The organism is Salinicola sp. (genome assembly GCF_982684285.1).
In genome coordinates this window covers 13,415-30,733 of record NZ_CEXLVS010000013.1, presented here as the reverse complement: position 1 = coordinate 30,733, position 17,319 = coordinate 13,415, and the positions used below count along the sequence as shown (strand labels likewise).

17 protein-coding genes and 1 pseudogene are annotated in these 17,319 nt (G+C 65.6%); 16 read left to right on the top strand and 2 right to left on the bottom strand.

From position 1 onward, the window contains the following. The 4 genes from AC3AYF_RS02495 to msrQ form a co-directional block, all read left to right on the top strand. On the top strand, positions 1–486 hold a 486-nt coding region (locus AC3AYF_RS02495; RefSeq protein ID WP_487779363.1), incomplete at its 5' end, for an EamA family transporter. A gap of 75 nt (positions 487–561) precedes the next feature. Beyond that, positions 562–1,941 (top strand): SLC13 family permease, encoded by a 1,380-nt coding sequence (locus AC3AYF_RS02490; RefSeq protein ID WP_295038414.1) that lies wholly within the window; start codon positions 562–564, stop codon positions 1,939–1,941. Between the two features lie 166 nt (positions 1,942–2,107). After that, complete coding sequence (gene msrP / locus AC3AYF_RS02485) at positions 2,108–3,127, top strand: protein-methionine-sulfoxide reductase catalytic subunit MsrP (protein WP_487779362.1); 1,020 nt, start codon at positions 2,108–2,110, stop codon at positions 3,125–3,127. Continuing rightward, positions 3,127–3,765, top strand: a complete 639-nt coding sequence (gene msrQ, locus AC3AYF_RS02480) for a protein-methionine-sulfoxide reductase heme-binding subunit MsrQ (RefSeq protein WP_295038418.1) — start codon at positions 3,127–3,129, stop codon at positions 3,763–3,765. The genes msrP and msrQ overlap by 1 nt, the downstream gene beginning before the upstream one ends. 28 nt (positions 3,766–3,793) lie before the next feature. On the opposite strand, the gene AC3AYF_RS02475 is transcribed toward msrQ, so the two are convergent. Beyond that, positions 3,794–5,029, bottom strand: a complete 1,236-nt coding sequence (locus tag AC3AYF_RS02475) for an NAD(P)/FAD-dependent oxidoreductase (RefSeq protein WP_295038419.1) — start codon at positions 5,027–5,029, stop codon at positions 3,794–3,796. Between the two features lie 284 nt (positions 5,030–5,313). Here AC3AYF_RS02475 and AC3AYF_RS02470 point away from each other — a divergent pair, with 284 nt between their 5' ends. The 9 genes and pseudogenes from AC3AYF_RS02470 to AC3AYF_RS02430 all read left to right on the top strand — a co-directional run bounded on the left by AC3AYF_RS02470 (position 5,314) and on the right by AC3AYF_RS02430 (position 13,407). After that, positions 5,314–6,300: a 2-hydroxyacid dehydrogenase gene (locus AC3AYF_RS02470; RefSeq protein ID WP_295038421.1), complete on the top strand. Its 987-nt coding sequence runs from the start codon at positions 5,314–5,316 to the stop codon at positions 6,298–6,300. A gap of 166 nt (positions 6,301–6,466) precedes the next feature. Continuing rightward, positions 6,467–7,513 carry a LacI family DNA-binding transcriptional regulator gene (locus AC3AYF_RS02465; protein WP_295038423.1) on the top strand — a complete coding sequence of 349 codons (1,047 nt, stop codon included), beginning with the start codon at positions 6,467–6,469 and terminating at the stop codon, positions 7,511–7,513. Then, on the top strand, positions 7,510–8,502 hold the full coding sequence (locus AC3AYF_RS02460; protein ID WP_295038426.1) for a TRAP transporter substrate-binding protein: 993 nt from the start codon (positions 7,510–7,512) through the stop codon (positions 8,500–8,502). The genes AC3AYF_RS02465 and AC3AYF_RS02460 overlap by 4 nt, the downstream gene beginning before the upstream one ends. Before the next feature lie 10 nt (positions 8,503–8,512). Then, a complete protein-coding gene (locus AC3AYF_RS02455; protein ID WP_295038428.1) occupies positions 8,513–9,091 on the top strand; it encodes a TRAP transporter small permease in 579 nt (192 codons plus the stop codon). Next, positions 9,088–10,395, top strand: a complete 1,308-nt coding sequence (locus AC3AYF_RS02450) for a TRAP transporter large permease (protein ID WP_295038430.1) — start codon at positions 9,088–9,090, stop codon at positions 10,393–10,395. Before AC3AYF_RS02455 ends, AC3AYF_RS02450 begins: the two co-directional genes overlap by 4 nt. Positions 10,396–10,621: 226 nt before the next feature. Next, positions 10,622–11,302: an HAD family hydrolase gene (locus AC3AYF_RS02445; protein ID WP_295038432.1), complete on the top strand. Its 681-nt coding sequence runs from the start codon at positions 10,622–10,624 to the stop codon at positions 11,300–11,302. Positions 11,303–11,467: 165 nt separating this feature from the next. Then, complete coding sequence (locus AC3AYF_RS02440) at positions 11,468–11,842, top strand: translation initiation factor Sui1 (RefSeq protein WP_295038434.1); 375 nt, start codon at positions 11,468–11,470, stop codon at positions 11,840–11,842. A 106-nt stretch (positions 11,843–11,948) separates the two neighbouring features. Continuing rightward, positions 11,949–12,368: a YbaY family lipoprotein gene (locus AC3AYF_RS02435; protein WP_295038436.1), complete on the top strand. Its 420-nt coding sequence runs from the start codon at positions 11,949–11,951 to the stop codon at positions 12,366–12,368. Between the two features lie 87 nt (positions 12,369–12,455). Then, positions 12,456–13,407 (top strand): annotated as a pseudogene (locus AC3AYF_RS02430) (aldo/keto reductase). A 22-nt stretch (positions 13,408–13,429) separates the two neighbouring features. Here the strand turns inward: AC3AYF_RS02430 and AC3AYF_RS02425 are convergent. Next, entirely contained in the window at positions 13,430–14,323 is an 894-nt protein-coding gene (locus AC3AYF_RS02425; protein WP_295038438.1) for an NAD-dependent protein deacetylase, read from the bottom strand. An 86-nt stretch (positions 14,324–14,409) separates the two neighbouring features. Here AC3AYF_RS02425 and AC3AYF_RS02420 point away from each other — a divergent pair, with 86 nt between their 5' ends. From AC3AYF_RS02420 to AC3AYF_RS02410, 3 genes are all read left to right on the top strand, one after another. Then, positions 14,410–15,495 carry a diguanylate cyclase gene (locus AC3AYF_RS02420; protein ID WP_295038440.1) on the top strand — a complete coding sequence of 362 codons (1,086 nt, stop codon included), beginning with the start codon at positions 14,410–14,412 and terminating at the stop codon, positions 15,493–15,495. 44 nt (positions 15,496–15,539) lie between these two features. Next, the gene (locus AC3AYF_RS02415) at positions 15,540–16,454 is read left to right on the top strand and encodes a nuclease-related domain-containing protein (protein WP_487779361.1); all 915 of its coding nucleotides are present in this window, start codon (positions 15,540–15,542) and stop codon (positions 16,452–16,454) included. Between the two features lie 105 nt (positions 16,455–16,559). Continuing rightward, the coding region (locus tag AC3AYF_RS02410) for a sugar kinase (protein WP_487779360.1) at positions 16,560–17,319 on the top strand (760 nt) is incomplete at its 3' end.

Genomic DNA, 17,319 nt, shown 5'->3' with positions numbered 1-17,319 from the left:
ATCGCCGCCGTGTTGGTCGGTATCGTGCTGCTGACCGATATCCTGCGTAGCGGCACGGGCCAGGTCTCAGTTTGGGGCATCGCCTGCGGCCTGCTGTCGGGGCTGTCCTATGCACTTTTCATCTTCGGCTTTCGCTACGCCAGGGCCCAGGGGCCGGCACAGGCCGTGCTGTCGATCGCCTTCCTGGTCCTGACGCTACTGCTGCTGACGTTCGTCGACTTCGAACAGATTCAGAAAGTGCCATTCACCGGCTATGCCTACGGTTTCCTGTTGCTGGGGTTGTTCGGCGCGGGTATCTCCTTTTACCTCTACTTGCCCGGGCTGAGGCGAACTTCGCCCTCGGCGGCTTCGATGGTCGCCATGGTGGAGCCTGTCACGGCATCGCTGTTCGGTTTCGTCGTGCTGGGGCAGACGCTCGCTCCGCTGCAGCTGGCGGGCATGGCGATCATTCTGATTACCATTACCTTATTGAGCCTGCAGCGCTGACGCCGAAAGAGATGGACCAGCGGTCGGATCACGCGCTGGTATACTGCCGCCTCGCTCGTTTCTGGAACCGCCACGATGTCGTCTTCGGTTACCGCTCTTCCCTGGCGCCAGGGGTTGTCACTGTTGGCCCTGCTGGGTGCGCTGGGCTGGCTCCTGCTGGGTAGCGCCGACGGCTCGGTGCTGCAGGCCGGTATCGTCGTGGTGCTCTGTATCGGCCTGTGGGCCACGGGCTGGTTGCCACAGTGGCTGACCGCGCTGATCTTCTTCACGCTGTGCACCGTGGCGAAAGTCGCTCCGGCCTCGACGGCGTTCGCCGGCTTCGAGTCGGCGGCGACCTGGCTGGTGTTCTCGGGCATGGTGATCGGCGCCGCGATCAATCACACCGGCCTGGGCGAGCGCGTCGCCGCCAGGATCGGCCCTCACCTCGCATCGGGTTATCCACAGGCGGTCGTGGGCATCGGGCTGCTGGGATTGATCGCCTCGTTCTTCATGCCGTCGGCGATGGGCCGGATCGTGCTGCTGGTGCCGATCCTGCTGACCCTGGCCGACCGCTTCGGCTACGCCCCGGGCAATCCGGGCCGCAGCGGCATTCTGCTCAGCGGCATCATGTCGAGCTTTCTGCCCACCTTCACGATCCTGCCGGCCAATGTGCCCAACAACGTGCTGATGGGGGCCAGTGAAGCGGTGCTCGGCTTCTCGCCCAGTTACGGCGAATACCTGCTGCTGCACTTTCCCGTTCTGGGGCTGCTCAAGTGGGCGCTGATCATGGCGCTGATTCTATGGCAGTTCCGCGCGGAGTCACCGTCGCCGTTCACGGCCGAGGCGGCTCAGCCGCTGGGCCGCGGGGGCACCATGATGGGCGCACTGCTGGCCTTCGCCGTGCTGATGTGGATGACCGATGCCTGGCACGGCATCTCGCCGGCCTGGATCGGCATGCTGGTGGCGCTGGCCTGCCTGTTTCCCGGCAGCGGACTGCTGCCGGCCAGGCCCCTACAGCAAATGAATCTGGAACCGTTCATCTATGTGGCGGGTATCGTCAGCCTGGGCGCCCTGGCACACCAGAGCGGGCTGGGCGAGGCGATCGCCGGCCGGCTGCTCGAAGTGCTGCCGCTGTCACCCGAGTCGACCGCCAGCAACTTCGCCTGGCTCGCCGTGATCGGTACGGTGCTGGGCATGCTGGTCACGCTACCCGGCATCCCCGCGGTGATGACGCCGCTGGCGCCGCAGCTGGCCGATGTCACCGGCTGGTCCCCCTCCGCGGTGGTGATGTCTCAGGTCATCGGCTTCTCGACCGTGGTGTTTCCCTATCAGTCGCCGCCGCTGATCATCGGCCTGCTCACCTCCGGCGTGACCATCCGCCAGGCCATGCGGATCACGCTGCCGCTGGCGCTGATCACCATCGTGCTGCTGTGGCCGCTCGATTTCGTCTGGTGGCGCTGGCTGGGGGTGATCTGAGCGCAGCCCGGATTTTTTGACTGGGGCGAGGGAATAGATCACCTAGACTGAGCGTCATACGAGACTCGGAGCAAGTCCCGGCGCGCGCCGAATGGCGCAATACGCATCCAGCCGCGCGCTGCCCGCGTATCCACGACATGCCACTGTTGGCGGTTGGAGACTCATCATGTTGATCAAGATTGCCAAACCCGGCGACCTGCGCGAGTCGGACGTCACCCCAGAATCGGTCTATCTCTCGCGCCGTCGCTTCATGGGCGGCCTGGCGGGCGTCGGAGCGGGGCTGGCGCTGGCCGGCCGCGCCCAAGCCGCCGCGTCCGACTATCAGGACGTACCGGCCGGCAATCCGCCGGGCTGGTTCAAGCCCAAGCTGGAAAACGCCGAGTGGGATAGCGTGGTACCCGCCGATCGGGAGCTGGACAAGCTGACGCCGTTCGAAGACGCCACCCACTACAACAATTTCTACGAATTCGGCACCGGCAAGGGCGACCCGGCGCGCAACGCCGACTCCCTCAAGACCCAGCCGTGGAGCGTAGTGATCGACGGCGAGGTCAACAACGGCGGTCGCTTCGCCCTCGAGGATATCGCCAAGCCCTCTCGACTGCAGGAGCGCATCTATCGGCTGCGCTGCGTCGAGGCGTGGTCGATGGTGATTCCGTGGCTGGGGATTCCGCTGGGTGACGTCATCAAGCGTGCCGAGCCGACCTCGAAGGCCAAGTACGTCAAGTTCGAGACCCTGGTCGCACCGGATCAGATGCCGGGGCAGGACTCGTCGTTCGCGCTGATCGACTGGCCCTACACCGAAGGCCTGCGCATGGACGAGGCGATGCACCCGCTGGCGATTCTCGGGCTCGGCATGTACGGCCGCGAGCTGCCCAACCAGAACGGCGCGCAGTTCCGGCTGATCGTGCCGTGGAAGTACGGCTTCAAGAGCATCAAGTCGATCGTGCGCATCTCGTTGGTCGAGGAGCAGCCGGTCAACTCCTGGCAGGCGATCGCCCCGGACGAGTACGGCTTCTATGCCAACGTCAATCCGAAGGTCGACCATCCGCGCTGGAGCCAGGCCACCGAGCGCCGGCTGCCCAACAGCCTGTTCAATCCCAACATCATCGACACACGGATGTTCAACGGCTACGCCGACGAGGTCGCGAGCCTCTATCAGGGCATGGACCTGAGGAAGAATTTCTGATGGCGATGCCGCGCTATACGCTGACGCTGTGGCGCATCGCGGTGTTCATCGCCGCGCTGGTGCCGCTGGCCTGGTGGAGCTCCCAGGTCGCCATCAACGCGGCCGGCCCGGAGCCGGGCAAGTACCTGTTGCTCAATATCGGCCAGGGCATTCTGTGGATGCTGCTGCTGACGCTCTCCCTGACCCCGCTGACCAAGCTGACGCGCTGGAAAGGATTTACCCTGATCCGACGCCAGCTTGGCCTGTGGACGCTGGCCTATGCGTTGCTGCATCTGTTCTGCTACGCCGTCTTCATTCTCGGGCTGGATCTGTCGCGACTCGGCAGCGAGATCGTTCGTCGCCCCTACATCATCGTCGGCATGCTGGCACTCACCGGGCTGATCGTGATGGGCGTGACCTCCAACAAGTGGTCCATGCGCAAGCTGGGCAAGCGCTGGAAGACGCTGCACAAGATCGTCTATCTGGTGCTCGGCCTGGGGCTGCTGCACTTCCTCTGGGTGGTTCGTGCCGACCTGGAGCAGTGGAGCCTCTACGCCGCCGCCGGCGCCCTGCTGATGATCCTGCGCCTGCCGCCCATCGCCCGGCAGCTGCCGAAATTCCGCCAGTTGATCAAGCGGCCCGGGCAGGCTCGCGCTTGATCCCGGCGTCATCTCTGGCGGCTTGCGCTCAGAACCGCGTCGGGGCGTAGGGCGCGGGGTCGATATAGGGTGTCTCGCCGCAGATCATTTCCGCCAGCAGCCGTCCGGATGCCGGCCCCAGCGTGAAGCCCTGATGCGCGTGCCCGAAGTGCAGCCACAGCCCAGGGTGTTTCGGCGCCGGGCCGATGATCGGTTTCATGTCGCTGGTGCAGGGTCGCGCACCCAGCCACGACGAGGTTTCGACCGCCTCGCCGAGATCGAGAATCTGGCGCGCCGCGACTTCGGCCTTGCCGGACTGCATCGGCGTGGCGCGGGCATCGAGACGCGCGAATTCGGCGCCCGTGGTGATCCGCAGCCCGCGGTTCATCGGCGCCAGCATGATGCCGTTTTCCGCATCCAGCATCGCCATGCCGAGCGGTTTCTGCATCGCATAGTGGCGATGGTAGCCGCGCTTGACGAACAGCGGCAGGCGATACCCCAGGCGCCGGGTCAGCGTATCCGCCCAGGGGCCGAGAGCGATGACCGCCTGTTCGGCATCGATCATCCCTTCCTGGGTGGTCACGCGCCAGCCGCTGCCGTGTCGTACCAGCGTCGTCGCGTCGCCGTTGGCGAAATGGCCGCCCCGCTGTCGGAACAGCTCGGCGTAGCTCGCGACCAGTGCGCCGGGATCGCGCACCGACCAGGGCTGGGTCCAGTGCACCGCACCGGCCAGTTCGCGCTTGATGCCCGGTTCCTGTCGGCTGAGTTCCGAACCCTCGACGATCGCGTGCTCGACGCCGTACTCGCGCTGCAGCCGCTCGGCGTGCGCGACGCCCTGCGCCATGGCGCCCGGTGTCCGAAACGCCGTGCGCCAGCCGGTCTGGCGCACCAGCGCCTCGGCGCCCGCCTCTCGGATCAGGCTGTCGTGCTCGCTCAGGCAGTGCTCTATCAGCCGGCTGTATTCCCGCGCGACCCTGGCGTAGCGCGACGGTGACGACCACCACCAGTACTGCGCCAGTGGCGAGGCCAGCTTGGGCAGCGCCAGCGGATGATAGTTGACGTCGATGCCGCCCTTGCGCATGACCTTGAAGATCATGCGGCTGTCGTGGGGGAACGGATAGGGCTCGACGGCCTCGCGCTGAATCAGCCCGGCGTTGCCATAGGAAGTCTCCTCCCCCGGCGCCCGCCGATCGATCAGCGCCACCTGCCTGCCCCGCCGCTGCAACTGCAACGCCGTCGACACGCCGATCATGCCGGCACCCAGCACCACAACGTCCGCTTGCATCGTCACGCCTCGCCTCATCACGAATAGACCGTCCACATTACAAGGTTCCGCCAACGGCGCCACCCCAAGGCGGCAGCCATCGGTCCGAGTTTCACTCGCCCAGGCGTTCGTCGGACCAGGTACACGGTGACATTCCCGGCCACTCGCGCGCTCACTGGTCTAGACTTTCGTCGGAGCATCGCCTCAAGGGGCCGGGTTTGTCGGTAAGCTCGTGCGTCCCTCGTCTCGCGGGCGTCGACGTCATCGCCCGCGGCATCATGCATCTTCCAGCCGGAGAGTCTTCCATGCGCAAGCGCATCCTGGCGTATCGCCGCCTCAACGACCAGCAACTCGACCAGCTCCGCGAACGCTTCCACGTCGACTACTTCGGCAAGCTCGAGTCGCCCGACGACCCGGCGTTTCGCGAAGCACTGGGCGAGGCCCACGGCCTGATCGGTGCCGGGGTCACCCTGACGCCAGAGCTGCTCGACGCCGCCCCCAGCCTCGAAGCGATCGCCAGCATCTCGGTGGGTGTGGACAACTACCCGGTCGAGGAACTGACCCGACGCGGCATTCTGCTCTGCAACACCCCGGACGTGCTCACCGAGACCACCGCCGATACCGGCTTCTCGCTGATCATGGCGAGCGCGCGTCGGGTGGTGGAGCTGGCCGAGTACGTCAGGCGCGGCGACTGGAAAGCGAGCATCGGGCCCGAGCAGTTCGGCAGCGACGTCCACGGCAAGACGCTGGGCATGGTCGGTTTCGGCCGTATCGGCCAGGCCGTGGCTCGCCGGGGCGCACTCGGCTTCGGCATGAAGATCCTCTACGCCAACGCCTCGCCCAAGCCGGCGCTCGACGCGGAACTGGGCGCCCGCCACTGCGAACTGGACGAGTTGCTGCAGCAGTCCGATTTCGTCTGCGCCATCGTCCCGCTGACCCCGGAGACCCGCCAGCTCATCGGTGCCCGCGAATTCGGGCTGATGAAGGAGAGCGCCATCTTCATCAACATCTCCCGCGGCCAGGTGGTGGACGAGGCGGCGCTGATCGAAGCCCTCGAAAGCGGCCGCATTCGCGGTGCCGGTCTCGACGTGTTCGAACAGGAGCCGCTGCCGGCGGACTCCCCGCTGCCCAGGATGCCCAACGTCGTCGCACTGCCGCATATCGGCTCCGCCACCCATGAAACGCGCACGGCAATGGCGCAGCGTGCGGTGGACAACATCATGCTGGCGCTGGAGGGCAAGCGTCCGCTCAGCCCGTTCAACGAGGAAGCCTGGACAGGCCGTCTCGACTGATATCACGCTCGTGTCTTTGACAGTGCCGCGCTCATCCGGCCGGGGCCTCTGCGTCGAGGCTCCCGACTGCCGGTGATGGGATATACCACCAAAGGGGGATAGGCGACATCGTCGTGGCGCACTAGCCTTTTCGACACTTTTGGATCGATCCAAACACGAGGATACGATGGGATCCACTGCCCGAACCCGCGTGACGCTCAAGGACATCGCCGCCCATGCGGGCGTGTCTCGTTCGACCGTCTCGCTGGTGATGCAAGAGAGTGAATTGGTGGCGGGGGCGACCCGAAAGCGGGTGCAGGAAGCCGCCGCCGCGCTGGGTTACGTCTACAATCGCGGCGCCGCGACCTTGAGAAGCTCGCGCACCGCCACCGTCGGGGTGGTTGTCCACGATATCGCCAATCCGTTCTTCGGGGCCTTGATGGCGGGGATCGACGAGACGCTGCAGGCCGCCGACTACATCCCCTTCCTGGCCAGCAGCGGCGACAGCCTGGATCGTCAGGCTCGGTTTCTCGCCCGCATGCGTGAGCATCGGGTCGATGCACTACTGCTGTGCCCGGCGGAAGAGACACCGGCGGCGTCGATCGAAGCGATTGCCGACTGGGGCATGCCTTGTATCGAGGTCATGCGACACGTCGGCAAGTCGCCGCTCGGCGACTATGTCGGCGCCGATCTCCGCACCGGCGTCATCAATGCCGTTCGTCATCTCGTCATCCAGGGGCATCGCCGCATCACGCTGCTCGCGGGTATCGCCGATCACTCCGCCGACCGGGAGCGCCTCGCGGGCTATCGACACGCCATGCACGAAGCCGGTCTCGACGATCTGTCGCACGTCGATCGCGGGCCATTGACCCGTTGCGCGGGGCGCGAACGAACCCTGGCGCTGTTGCGCGGTAACACCGCGCCTACCGCACTGATCTGCCACAACGATCTGGTCGCGCTCGGCGCCCTGCTGGCGCTGTCGCATCTCGGGCTTCGCGCGGGACGGGATTGCGCGGTGATCGGCGTCGACGACATCGAGGAAGCCGCTCTCGCCGAGCCCGCCCTGAGCAGCATCGCGACGCATCCTCGTGCCATCGGTCGCAACGCCGCCGAACTGGCCCTGAAGCGGATAGCGCAGCCCGAAGGCGAGCGACAGCGCATCGTGCTCGAGGCGCCCCTGGTGATTCGCGCCAGTTCCCGAATTTCATCCGCTGTCGCGCAGGAGTCGACATGAGCCATCGCCCCTCGGCCCATCGCGGGTTCGCCACCGCCCTGCTGATGACACTGGCCCTCGTCGCCATCGTTCCTCACGCCCAGGCCCGAGAGCTGATCTTCGGCCATGGCGCCACCGAGGACACGGCCTATCACCTCAGTGCAGAGCGCTTCAAGCAGCTGCTGGAGGAGAAGACCGACGGCGGCCTGACGGTCAACATCTACAGCAACTCGGTGCTGGGTCACGAAACCGAGATGTTCGAGCAGCAGACCGCCGGTGCGCTGGACCTCTCGATCGTCAACCCGGGGCTGATCTCGGAGTTCTCGCACACCGCCAGCATCTTCTCGATTCCCTTTCTGTATCGCGATCTCGACCACTGGCGTCACGTGCTGGATGGCGAGCCGGGCCGGGAAATCGCCCGGCGTATCGAGGAGGAAACCGGGGTCAAGGTGCTCGCCTACTACGGCGGGAGCACGCGTCAGATCGTCAGCACGCGGCCGCTCGAGAATCTCGACGCGCTCCGGGGCATGAAGCTGCGCACCAATCCGACCCGCCCGGTGATCACCGCCTGGGCGGCGCTGGGTACCCAGCCGACGGTGATGGCCTACAAGGAGATCTACACCGGCCTGCAGCTCGGCGCCATCGACGGCCTGCTCAACGAGGCGGAGTGGATCTACCGCATGCGTTTCCACGAGGTCGCGCCCTATATCGGGCTCTCCGAGCACGACATCACCGTACGCCTGCTGACGCTCTCCGACGACACCTGGGACTCGCTGACGCCGGCACAGCGGCAGGCGGTGCAAGCGGCTGCCGACGAGAGCGAGCAGTACGCGCGCAACCTGCAGATCCGGCTCGACAAGGAGTCCCGGGACAAGCTGAAAGAGGAAGGCGCCACTTTCTACCCCATGGACCGTGAGCGGATGCAGCAGCTCGTCGCCGAACCGCTGGGGCGGGTCATCGACGACATGGGGCTAGGCGATCTCCACGAACTCATCATCGACACGGATTGAGGAGCACCTCATGCCATTCGCAATGGCCCTGGGCCGCGTCAACCGCCAGCTGGAGCGCTTCCTCAATGGCGTGTTGCTGCTGTTGCTGGCCAGCTTCATCGTACTGATCGTCTATCAGATCGCGAGCCGCAACCTGGGCTTCATGCCGCGGCTCTACTGGACCGAGGAGATGAGCCGTTTCGCCTTCCAGTGGATGATCATGCTGGGCACCGCCATCGGCGTGCTGCATGCCGACCACTTCGTGCTGGAGGCATTCCCGCGCGGTTCCCGGCCGGACCGGATCACGCGAGTGATTCGCGACGTCGCCTGCCTGCTGGTGGGCGTGATCTTCGTCGTGTTCGGCTTCGACTTCCTGCGCTCCGGTTTCGATCGCATCGCCAGCGCCTCGCAGCTGCCGATGGTGGTGACCTACTCGACCTTCTTCGTCAGCGGCCTACTGATCGTGCTGTTCAGCCTGCAGCGCCTGCTGGTGACGATGGCCCACGGCGTCGACGCCATGGAGCGCGAGCTCGACACGCCTTCCGAAATCGATGAGCTGGGGGACGCGCCACCGACGCAGATACTCGACTCGCCGGAGAACAGATCATGATGCCCACTGACTGGTTACCCCTGCTGCCGTGGCTTCTGTTCGCGCTGCTCGGCGTATTCATCATACTCGGCGCCCCCATCGCCATGTCGCTGGTGCTGACGTCGTTCTCGATCATCGTGCTCGACCCACGTCTCATACCCTGGGTCATGTTCCAGCGCATGTACTACGGCATGGATTCGTTCGTGCTGCTGGCGGTCCCGCTGTTCCTGCTCGCCGGCAACCTGATGAACGCGGCCAGGATCACCGACCGCCTGATCACGCTGTGTCTCAATCTGGTCGGCCATGTCAAAGGTGCACTGGCCCACGTCAACGTGCTGGTGAGCATGCTGTTCGCCGGGGTTTCGGGCTCATCGACGGCGGATAGCGCCGGCATCGGTACGGTGCTGATCCCGGCAATGAAGAGAGAGGGCTACCCGGCCCATTTCAGCGTCGCTGTCACCGCGGCCTCCTCGGTGATGGGCGTCATCATTCCGCCGTCGATCAACATGATCGTCTGGGGTGCGCTGACCAGCACCTCGATCGCCGGGCTGTTCTTGGGTGGAATCATCCCCGGGGTCCTGATCGCGGTGGCACAACTGCTGCTCAACCTCGGCTATGTGCGCCGCTACGACGTGCCGACGCGCAAGCGGGCCACGCTCAGGCAGCTGGCCAGCTCGGGCAAGGACGGCCTGCTCGCCGCCGGCATACCGGTGTTGATCATCGGTGGCATTACCCTCGGTATCGTCACGCCGACCGAGGCGGCGGTAATGGCGGTGCTCTATGCCCTGCTGCTGGGTTTCATCGTTTACCGCGAGCTGACCTTCAGAAGCGTGCTGGACGCCTCGACCGACACCGTTCGACTCTGCTCGCTGTCGCTATTCAGCCTGGTGGGTGCCGCCATCTTCGGCTACCTGATCAGCTTCTATCGCATTCCACCGCAGCTGATGGCTGGCGTCGAGATCAGCGACCCGACCACGCTGCTGATCATCGCCACCATCGTCATGCTGCTGGTCGGCACCTTCATGGATTCGCTGCCGGCGATGGCGATTCTGGCACCGATCTTCCAACCGCTGGCGGCGCAGGCGGGCGTCGATCCGCTGCAGTTTGGCGTGATCAGCGTCATGGCGCTCGGCCTTGGCCTGATCACCCCGCCTTACGGCCTGTGCCTGATGATCTCGGCCAAGATCGGCGGCATCCCCCTGCTCGCGGCGCTGGGCACGACGATGATCTATCTGTTGGTCATGCTGCTGGTGATCGGCCTGCTGATCGCCTTCCCCGGCCTGATCCTCTACCTGCCCCAGACTTTCGGCCCGGACGCCGGCTGATACCGGCCGATCAAAAAGTGTGCAATTTCTGGGGAGTCATCCGCCCCGGCTTGTGATTTCCAGCCGGGGCGACTAAAGTTGCAAGATAGATTAAAAACAGTGTTCCGTAATCCTACAGTCTTCGATCACGGGGCCGATAATCAGAGAACTGGAGTCAACCGCAACGGCCCGACGTCATCAACGGCCGGCGTAACATCCACTGACAGCGCCCTCGAGGCGACCCACCATGCCCGATCCCCTCTGCTTGCTTTTCGATTGCGACGGTACTCTGGTCGATAGCGAACCCCTCCTCGCCGAAGTCATGGCAAAGTATCTGAATCAGGCGGGCCTGCCCTTCCAGGCCGGCGATTACATGACGGACTTTCGTGGCGCACGGTTCGCCAGCATCGTGTCCCATCTGGAGCGACTGCACGGACGCCTCGAGGATCCCGTTCGCCAGCGGATCGAGACGGCCATGCGCCAGGAGATGCACGAGCGCATGGTCGACGAGCTCGAGCCCATCGCTGGCGTGCCGGAAGCGCTCGACGCGCTCGGTTCCCTGCCGCGCTGCGTTGCCTCCAACGGGCCCGAGACCAAGATTCGGCGAGCGCTGGACAGCACGGGATTGCGGGGCTTCTTCGGCGATCACATCTACAGCGCCTACACCGTGGGCAGCTGGAAGCCGGCGCCGGGCCTGTTCCTGCACGCCGGCCGCGACATGGGCTTCGCACCGTCCGACTGCATCGTGATCGACGACGCCCAGGTGGGCGTCCGCGCCGCGCTGGCCGCGGGAATGCGGGTCGTCCATCTCAATCGCTTCCCCGACCTCGAGCCCACGCCCTCCGGCGCCATCGGGATTCGCCACATGCGCGAACTGCCAGCGGTGATCGACAAGCTGATCCCGGCCCTCGCCGTCGGCAACCTCTAGCAGCTCGACCGAGCGCGTTCGGCGGCAGCCACCGACCGAGGATCCATCGCTGACGGCGATGATCGCGGCCCGAGCCCCTGGCTCGGGCCGCGATCGTTGTGGATCGCTCGTTAGCGGCCGGATGGCCGCGTTATCATGTGCCCTTCACGTCTTATCGGAGTTCCCATGCCTTCGTTACAGGATCAACTGCGCGGTCTGGTCTATTCGACCGAACATGGCGAGACCTGCCCCGACTGCCGTCGCCCTGTCGCCGAATGCGAGTGCCGGGCGCGCGAGGTAGCCGAACGGATCGCCGCGCTCGACGGCATCGTTCGCATCCGGCGCGAGACCAGTGGCCGCAAGGGCAAGGGGGTGACGACGATTCAAGGCGTGCCGCTGGATGCCGAAGCGCTGAAGACGCTGGCCAAGTCGCTCAAGAAACGCTGTGGAACGGGCGGCGCGGTCAAGGATGGCGTGATCGAGATCCAGGGCGACCATCGCGATGTGCTCAAGCGCGAGCTGGAATCGCTGGGCTACAAGGTCAAACTCGCCGGGGGGTGATGCCGGAGAGCTCCCGCGCCCTGCCCGGGGCGGGGAATTTACGCTCCGTTCTCCTGTCCCACTGGTACCGCCGCGCGCTTCAACGCTCCACGCTCAAGGGGATTCGATGTTCTCGTTCAACGCTTCACGGTGGCTCCGACTCGCCACTGCCGCACTGGCACTCGGGATGCTGGCGGGCTGTGCCAGTGGCCCCCAGTTCGACACCCTCGCGGCTCGCGTGGTTGCCGACGAGCCGGTCACGTTGCCCGAATCCGCGGTGCTCGAGGTCCAGCTCAAGGACATTTCCACCGGCGACGTACTGGCCAGCAGCCGCTACGAACAGCTGGGGCGGCTGCCGATTCCGGTCACGCTGCAGTATGCCGCCGAAGCGATCGATCGCGACGACCTCTATCGCCTCAGCGCGCAGATTCGCGACGACGACCGTATCCTCTATCTGAATCCCGATCCGGTATCGGTTTTCGGCGCCGGTGACGCCGCCGAACCCGACATCCCGGTCACGACCACCGGCGCGGCACCGACTCGCTGAAGAGACCACCCGCCGAAGGTACGGCTTGTGGTGGACGGGCTGGCACCTCACCCTGTAAATCTTCGATTCATCACCAAGGAGGGCAGGATGGAAACACTGACATTACCGGGTACGGATATCGTCACCTCGCGTATCGGCCTCGGTACCTGGGCCATGGGCGGACGCATGTGGGGCGGCACCGACGACCCCAACGCGATTCGCACCATCCACGCCGCCATCGACCGGGGCGTCAACCTGATCGATACCGCCCCGGCCTATGGCTTCGGCCACTCGGAGGAAGTCGTCGGCAAGGCGGTTGCCCAGTCCGACCAGCGCGACAAGCTGGTACTGGCGACCAAGGCCGGCCTCGAGTGGTACGACGACAACAGCCTGGCCCGCAATGCCACCGCCAAGCGCCTGGAGAAGGAGCTCGACGACTCGCTGCGGCGACTGAAGACCGATCATATCGATCTCTATCAGTTTCACTGGCCGGATCCCTTGGTCGAGCTCGAGGAGACCGCCACGGCGATGGCGCGCTTCCACCGCGAAGGCAAGATTCGGGCGATCGGCGTGAGCAACTTCTCCCCCGAGCAGTGCGATATCTTTCGCCGGTCGGCGCCACTGCACACGCTGCAGCCGCCCTACAACCTGTTCGAGCGCGATATCGAAGGCGAGATCCTGCCTTACGCCGAGGACCACGCTCACCGGCAAGATGCACCCGGACTACACCTTCAGCGGCGACGATCTGCGCAACAAGGATCCCAAGTTCCTGCCGCCGCGCTTCGCCCAGTATCTGGCCGCCGTCGACGCGCTGACCGAACTGGCCCGCACCCGCCACGACAAGAGCGTGCTGGCACTGGCGGTGCGCTGGATCCTGGACCGTTCGCCCAACATCGTCGCGCTGTGGGGCGCCCGCAAGCCGGAACAGGTCGACCCGCTGGGCGACATCACCGGCTGGCGTCTGAGCGACGAGGACATGGCGGATATCGACGCGATTCTGTCGAAGCAGGTGAAGGACCCGGTCGGCCCGGAGTTCATGGCACCGCCGACGCGCCAGTGAACGCCCGGTACCATTGGCGACATCAGAACCCGGCCTCGGCCGGGTTCTTTCGTTCCGGGGCGTTGCCGCGTCGCCGCCGTTCCAGCTCGTCGACCAGCGCCGTCAGCGTCGGCCCGATCGGCGCCGCGATCTTGAGCGCGAACAGCTCATCGGCCCGCGTGGTGCCGAGATTGACACAGGCGAGCGACTTGCCGTCCCTGGCCGCCCGACGGGCAAAGCGAAACCCGGAATAGACCATCAGCGACCACCCGATCACCAGCACCCCCGAAGCCGCCTCGAGGGCATCGAAGGCCCGTTCGACGCGGGCCCTGGGGACGTTGTCGCCGAAGAACACCACGTCCGGCTTGAGAATGCCGACATGACAGCGATGACAGTTCGGCACCACGAAGGTCGAAAAATCGTAGCCATCGAGATCGGCATCGCCGTCCGGCCCAACCTCCGCGGTCAACGCCAGCCATTGTGGATTGAGGCGGGAGAGCTCGTCGTGGAGCGCATGGCGCATCATCGTCGCGTCGCAGCGCAGGCACTTCACCACGTCGGCCTGCCCATGCAGATCGATGACGCGACGGGCACCCGCGCGCTGATGCAGACCATCGACGTTCTGCGTCACCAGCGCGGTGATGCGCGACTGCCGCTCCAGCGCCGCCAACGCCTCGTGCGCCAAGCCAGGGCGGGCATCGGCCAGGGCACGAAATCCGACCAGGCTACGCGCCCAGTAGCGCTGCCGAACCCCGTGACTCCCCATGAAAGCCTGATGACTGACCGGCGGCGGCCGCTTCCAGTCGCCCCGCGCATCGCGATAGTCGGGAATGCCGCAGTCGGTGCTGACGCCGGCGCCAGTCAGCACGAACAGTCGCGGGTGGCGCTCGACGAAATCGACCAGCGCCGCGAGATCCGGAATTGACTCTTTGGACATGCTATTTTCCGACGATCGATGTTAGATATGAAAGATACGATTCGTTGACACAATATAGGCGTCTTCGACGCCGGATGGCTGCCGACATGCCCGATACGCCTCTGGATCCCGTGGTCGACAAGCGTCTCAGGGGCATTCGTCTCGCTAAACGCATCTACGCGCCACGGACCCTTGGGCTCCTGATCGGCGGACTGTGCATCGGCAGCGCGCTCCACGAACTGCCGACGCCGCCCTGGGTCTGGACGCTGTGGGCACTGCAGATCCTGCTCTGGTCCCATCTCGCTTACTGGCGAGCGAGGCACCACGCCTCACCCTATCGGGCCGAACGTCAGAACCTCGGCGCCGACAGTCTGCTGGGCGGCTTCTGGACGGCAGCCATGCATTTCAACCTGCTTCCCACCGTCGTCGTATTGACGATGATCAGCCTCGATAATATCGCGGTCGGCGGGATACGCATGGTGCTGCGGGGTTTCGGCCTACTGGCGGCAGGCGCGCTGATCGGCATGTGGTTGATCACTCCGGGCTTTCCAGGCGTCGTACCGTCGGTGGCCGTGCTGCTCTGCAGCCTGCCGATGATCATCGTCTACCCGCTTGCGATCGGCTACATCACCTATCTCCAGGCCCGCCAGCTCAGCCGCCAGAAGACGACACTGATGGAGTTGAGCCGCTCCGATGGATTGACCGGACTGTTCAACCGCCGATTCTGGGAGGATCAGGTCGCCGCCAACCTGCCGACCGATTCGCCCGCCACGATCGCGCTGCTCGACCTCGACCATTTCAAGCGCATCAACGACGAGCATGGCCACGGTGTCGGCGACCAGACGTTGCGCACGTTGGCTGCGCTGCTCCGCCAGTCGTTTGGCGACGACGTGCTGCTGGGACGTTATGGCGGCGAAGAGTTCGGCCTGCTGATGCCGTCGACCTCGCTGGATCAGGCCACCGCCGCGATCCAGCGGTTCCAGCAACGGCTGGGGCGCTCCCCCCCGCCGTCGCCGCTCTCCAGAATGCCCACCTGCAGTGTCGGCCTGGCCGCCAAGAGCCCGCTGATGACGAATCACGAGCAGTGGCTGCTGCTGGCGGATCAGGCGCTCTACGCGGCCAAGCATGCCGGACGCAACCGGATCTGCATCGACGGCGCGCCAAGATCGCAGACGACGCTCGACCTCGGCTAGAATGGAGCCTCTTCCCGCCCACGCCACTGCAAGGACAACCGCTCATGGCCTGGTTGGAGTACGTGCTGCCGCTGATCTTCCTCGCCCCGCTGGGCGCCGCCGCGCTGGTGGCAATCACCCTGCGCGACGTGCAGACCGTCGGCCTCCGCTCCCCGCACGACGGCAAGCCGATCCGCGAAATCGCCCAGGCGCACCGGGACCGGCTGGAAAAGGCGCGCATGGTGTTCTTCCTCGATGCCACGCTGGCGCCGACGCTCACCCTGATGCCACTGGTCTACGGCATGGGCCGGATGCTGTTCGCCGAGGAGCAGAGCTGGCTGGAGTGGTCGCTGTACGGCGTGGTCAGTACCTTGCTGGCGATGCTGTTCTGCTTTTTGATCCTGCGCGACGTGCAGCGAGTGCGCCGCCTGACGCGCAGCCTCGCCTGTGAACTGGCGGTGGGACAGGCCCTTGACCACCTGATTCGTCCGCTGGCCAAGCCCGACTTCGTGTTCCACGACTTCCCCGCCGACTCCTACACCATCGACAACGTGCTGGTGACGCCGCAGGGCGTGTTCGTGATCCAGACCGTGGCCCGCGAATTTCCGCTCGATCTCGAGGGCCGCCCCATCAACACCGTCTCGGTGGAGAGCGAGCGGCTGCGCTTTCGCGGCTGGAACGAGCGCCAGGTCCTGCGCAAGGTCAGGCTTTCGACGGTCTGGCTACGTCAGTGGCTGGCGCGTCACGCCAAGTTGAGCGTGCCGGTGAGCGGCATACTGGTGCTGCCCGGCTGGGAGATCGATGACGAAACCGAGCATCTCGGCGACAGCCGCGACGTCCGGGTGGTCGATGGCGCCGATCTCGCCACCCAGTTGGGCACTGCCCAGGGCGAAGCGATCGACGACGCCCAGCGCCAGCATCTGGTGGAGCTCCTGAACGGGCGCTACCAGCGCGTCGAGAACAAGCCACCGCCCCAGTGACATCTCCGGGGCGACGTTTCGCAGCGGCTCCCCGGATGCGACTGCCCCACTATCCTTTCACGTCACGTTTTCGACAAAGCGTGCTTGCACCCACGAGGAGACGCCATGCCCCGTTCCGATACCCGCACCGATTACGATGTCCTGACGTTTGGCGAGGCGATGGCGCTGTTCATCGCCGACGATCAAGGGCCGCTGGATCAGGTGACGAGATTCCATCGCCGCACCGCCGGTGCCGATACCAATGTCGCGATCGGACTGTCGAGGCTGGGCTTCGACGTTCGCTGGCTAAGTCGGGTCGGCGCGGATCACAACGGCACCTTCCTGCAGCGAGCGCTGGAGGCCGAAGGCCTCGACTGCCGCCATGTCCGGCACGACGCAGCGAACGCCACCGGACTGATCTTCAAGGAGCGTGCCGTCGACGGCGCCGATCCCCACGTCGAGTACGTCCGCCGGGGCAGCGCGGCCAGCCACCTGAGCGTCGCCGACGCCAGTGATGTCGAGCTGGAGCAGGCCCGCCATCTCCACGCCACCGGTATCCCGCCCGCCATCTCCGATTCGGCGCGCGAACTCTCCTTCCACCTGCTGCGCCAGGCTCGCCGCGCCGGGCTGTCGGTCTCGTTCGACCCCAACCTGCGTCCCAGCCTGTGGTCCAGCGAAGCGATCATGATCGAGACCCTCAACGCACTGGCCGCGGAGGCCGATATCGTGATGCCGGGCCTCGGCGAGGGCCGCTTGCTGACCGGCCGCGAGACGGCCTACGACATCGCCGGCGACTACCTCGACCGGGGCGCCAGGGCGGTGGTGATCAAGCTCGGGCCGGAAGGCAGCTATTTCCGCACCGCCGACCGCGAAGGCACCGTCGACG

What these genes read in the sequence shown, in the direction of transcription:
- AC3AYF_RS02450 (WP_295038430.1), top strand. Translation starts at nt 9,088, where the DNA reads ATGATGCCCACTGACTGGTTACCCCTGCTGCCGTGGCTTCTGTTCGCG.
- AC3AYF_RS02475 (WP_295038419.1), bottom strand. Translation starts at nt 5,029, where the DNA reads ATGCAAGCGGACGTTGTGGTGCTGGGTGCCGGCATGATCGGCGTGTCG.
- AC3AYF_RS02415 (WP_487779361.1), top strand. Translation starts at nt 15,540, where the DNA reads ATGGCCTGGTTGGAGTACGTGCTGCCGCTGATCTTCCTCGCCCCGCTG.
- AC3AYF_RS02460 (WP_295038426.1), top strand. Translation starts at nt 7,510, where the DNA reads ATGAGCCATCGCCCCTCGGCCCATCGCGGGTTCGCCACCGCCCTGCTG.
- AC3AYF_RS02440 (WP_295038434.1), top strand. Translation starts at nt 11,468, where the DNA reads ATGCCTTCGTTACAGGATCAACTGCGCGGTCTGGTCTATTCGACCGAA.
- AC3AYF_RS02455 (WP_295038428.1), top strand. Translation starts at nt 8,513, where the DNA reads ATGCCATTCGCAATGGCCCTGGGCCGCGTCAACCGCCAGCTGGAGCGC.
- AC3AYF_RS02445 (WP_295038432.1), top strand. Translation starts at nt 10,622, where the DNA reads ATGCCCGATCCCCTCTGCTTGCTTTTCGATTGCGACGGTACTCTGGTC.
- AC3AYF_RS02435 (WP_295038436.1), top strand. Translation starts at nt 11,949, where the DNA reads ATGTTCTCGTTCAACGCTTCACGGTGGCTCCGACTCGCCACTGCCGCA.
- AC3AYF_RS02465 (WP_295038423.1), top strand. Translation starts at nt 6,467, where the DNA reads ATGGGATCCACTGCCCGAACCCGCGTGACGCTCAAGGACATCGCCGCC.
- AC3AYF_RS02490 (WP_295038414.1), top strand. Translation starts at nt 562, where the DNA reads ATGTCGTCTTCGGTTACCGCTCTTCCCTGGCGCCAGGGGTTGTCACTG.
- AC3AYF_RS02420 (WP_295038440.1), top strand. Translation starts at nt 14,410, where the DNA reads ATGCCCGATACGCCTCTGGATCCCGTGGTCGACAAGCGTCTCAGGGGC.
- AC3AYF_RS02470 (WP_295038421.1), top strand. Translation starts at nt 5,314, where the DNA reads ATGCGCAAGCGCATCCTGGCGTATCGCCGCCTCAACGACCAGCAACTC.
- AC3AYF_RS02425 (WP_295038438.1), bottom strand. Translation starts at nt 14,323, where the DNA reads ATGTCCAAAGAGTCAATTCCGGATCTCGCGGCGCTGGTCGATTTCGTC.
- msrQ (WP_295038418.1), top strand. Translation starts at nt 3,127, where the DNA reads ATGGCGATGCCGCGCTATACGCTGACGCTGTGGCGCATCGCGGTGTTC.
- msrP (WP_487779362.1), top strand. Translation starts at nt 2,108, where the DNA reads ATGTTGATCAAGATTGCCAAACCCGGCGACCTGCGCGAGTCGGACGTC.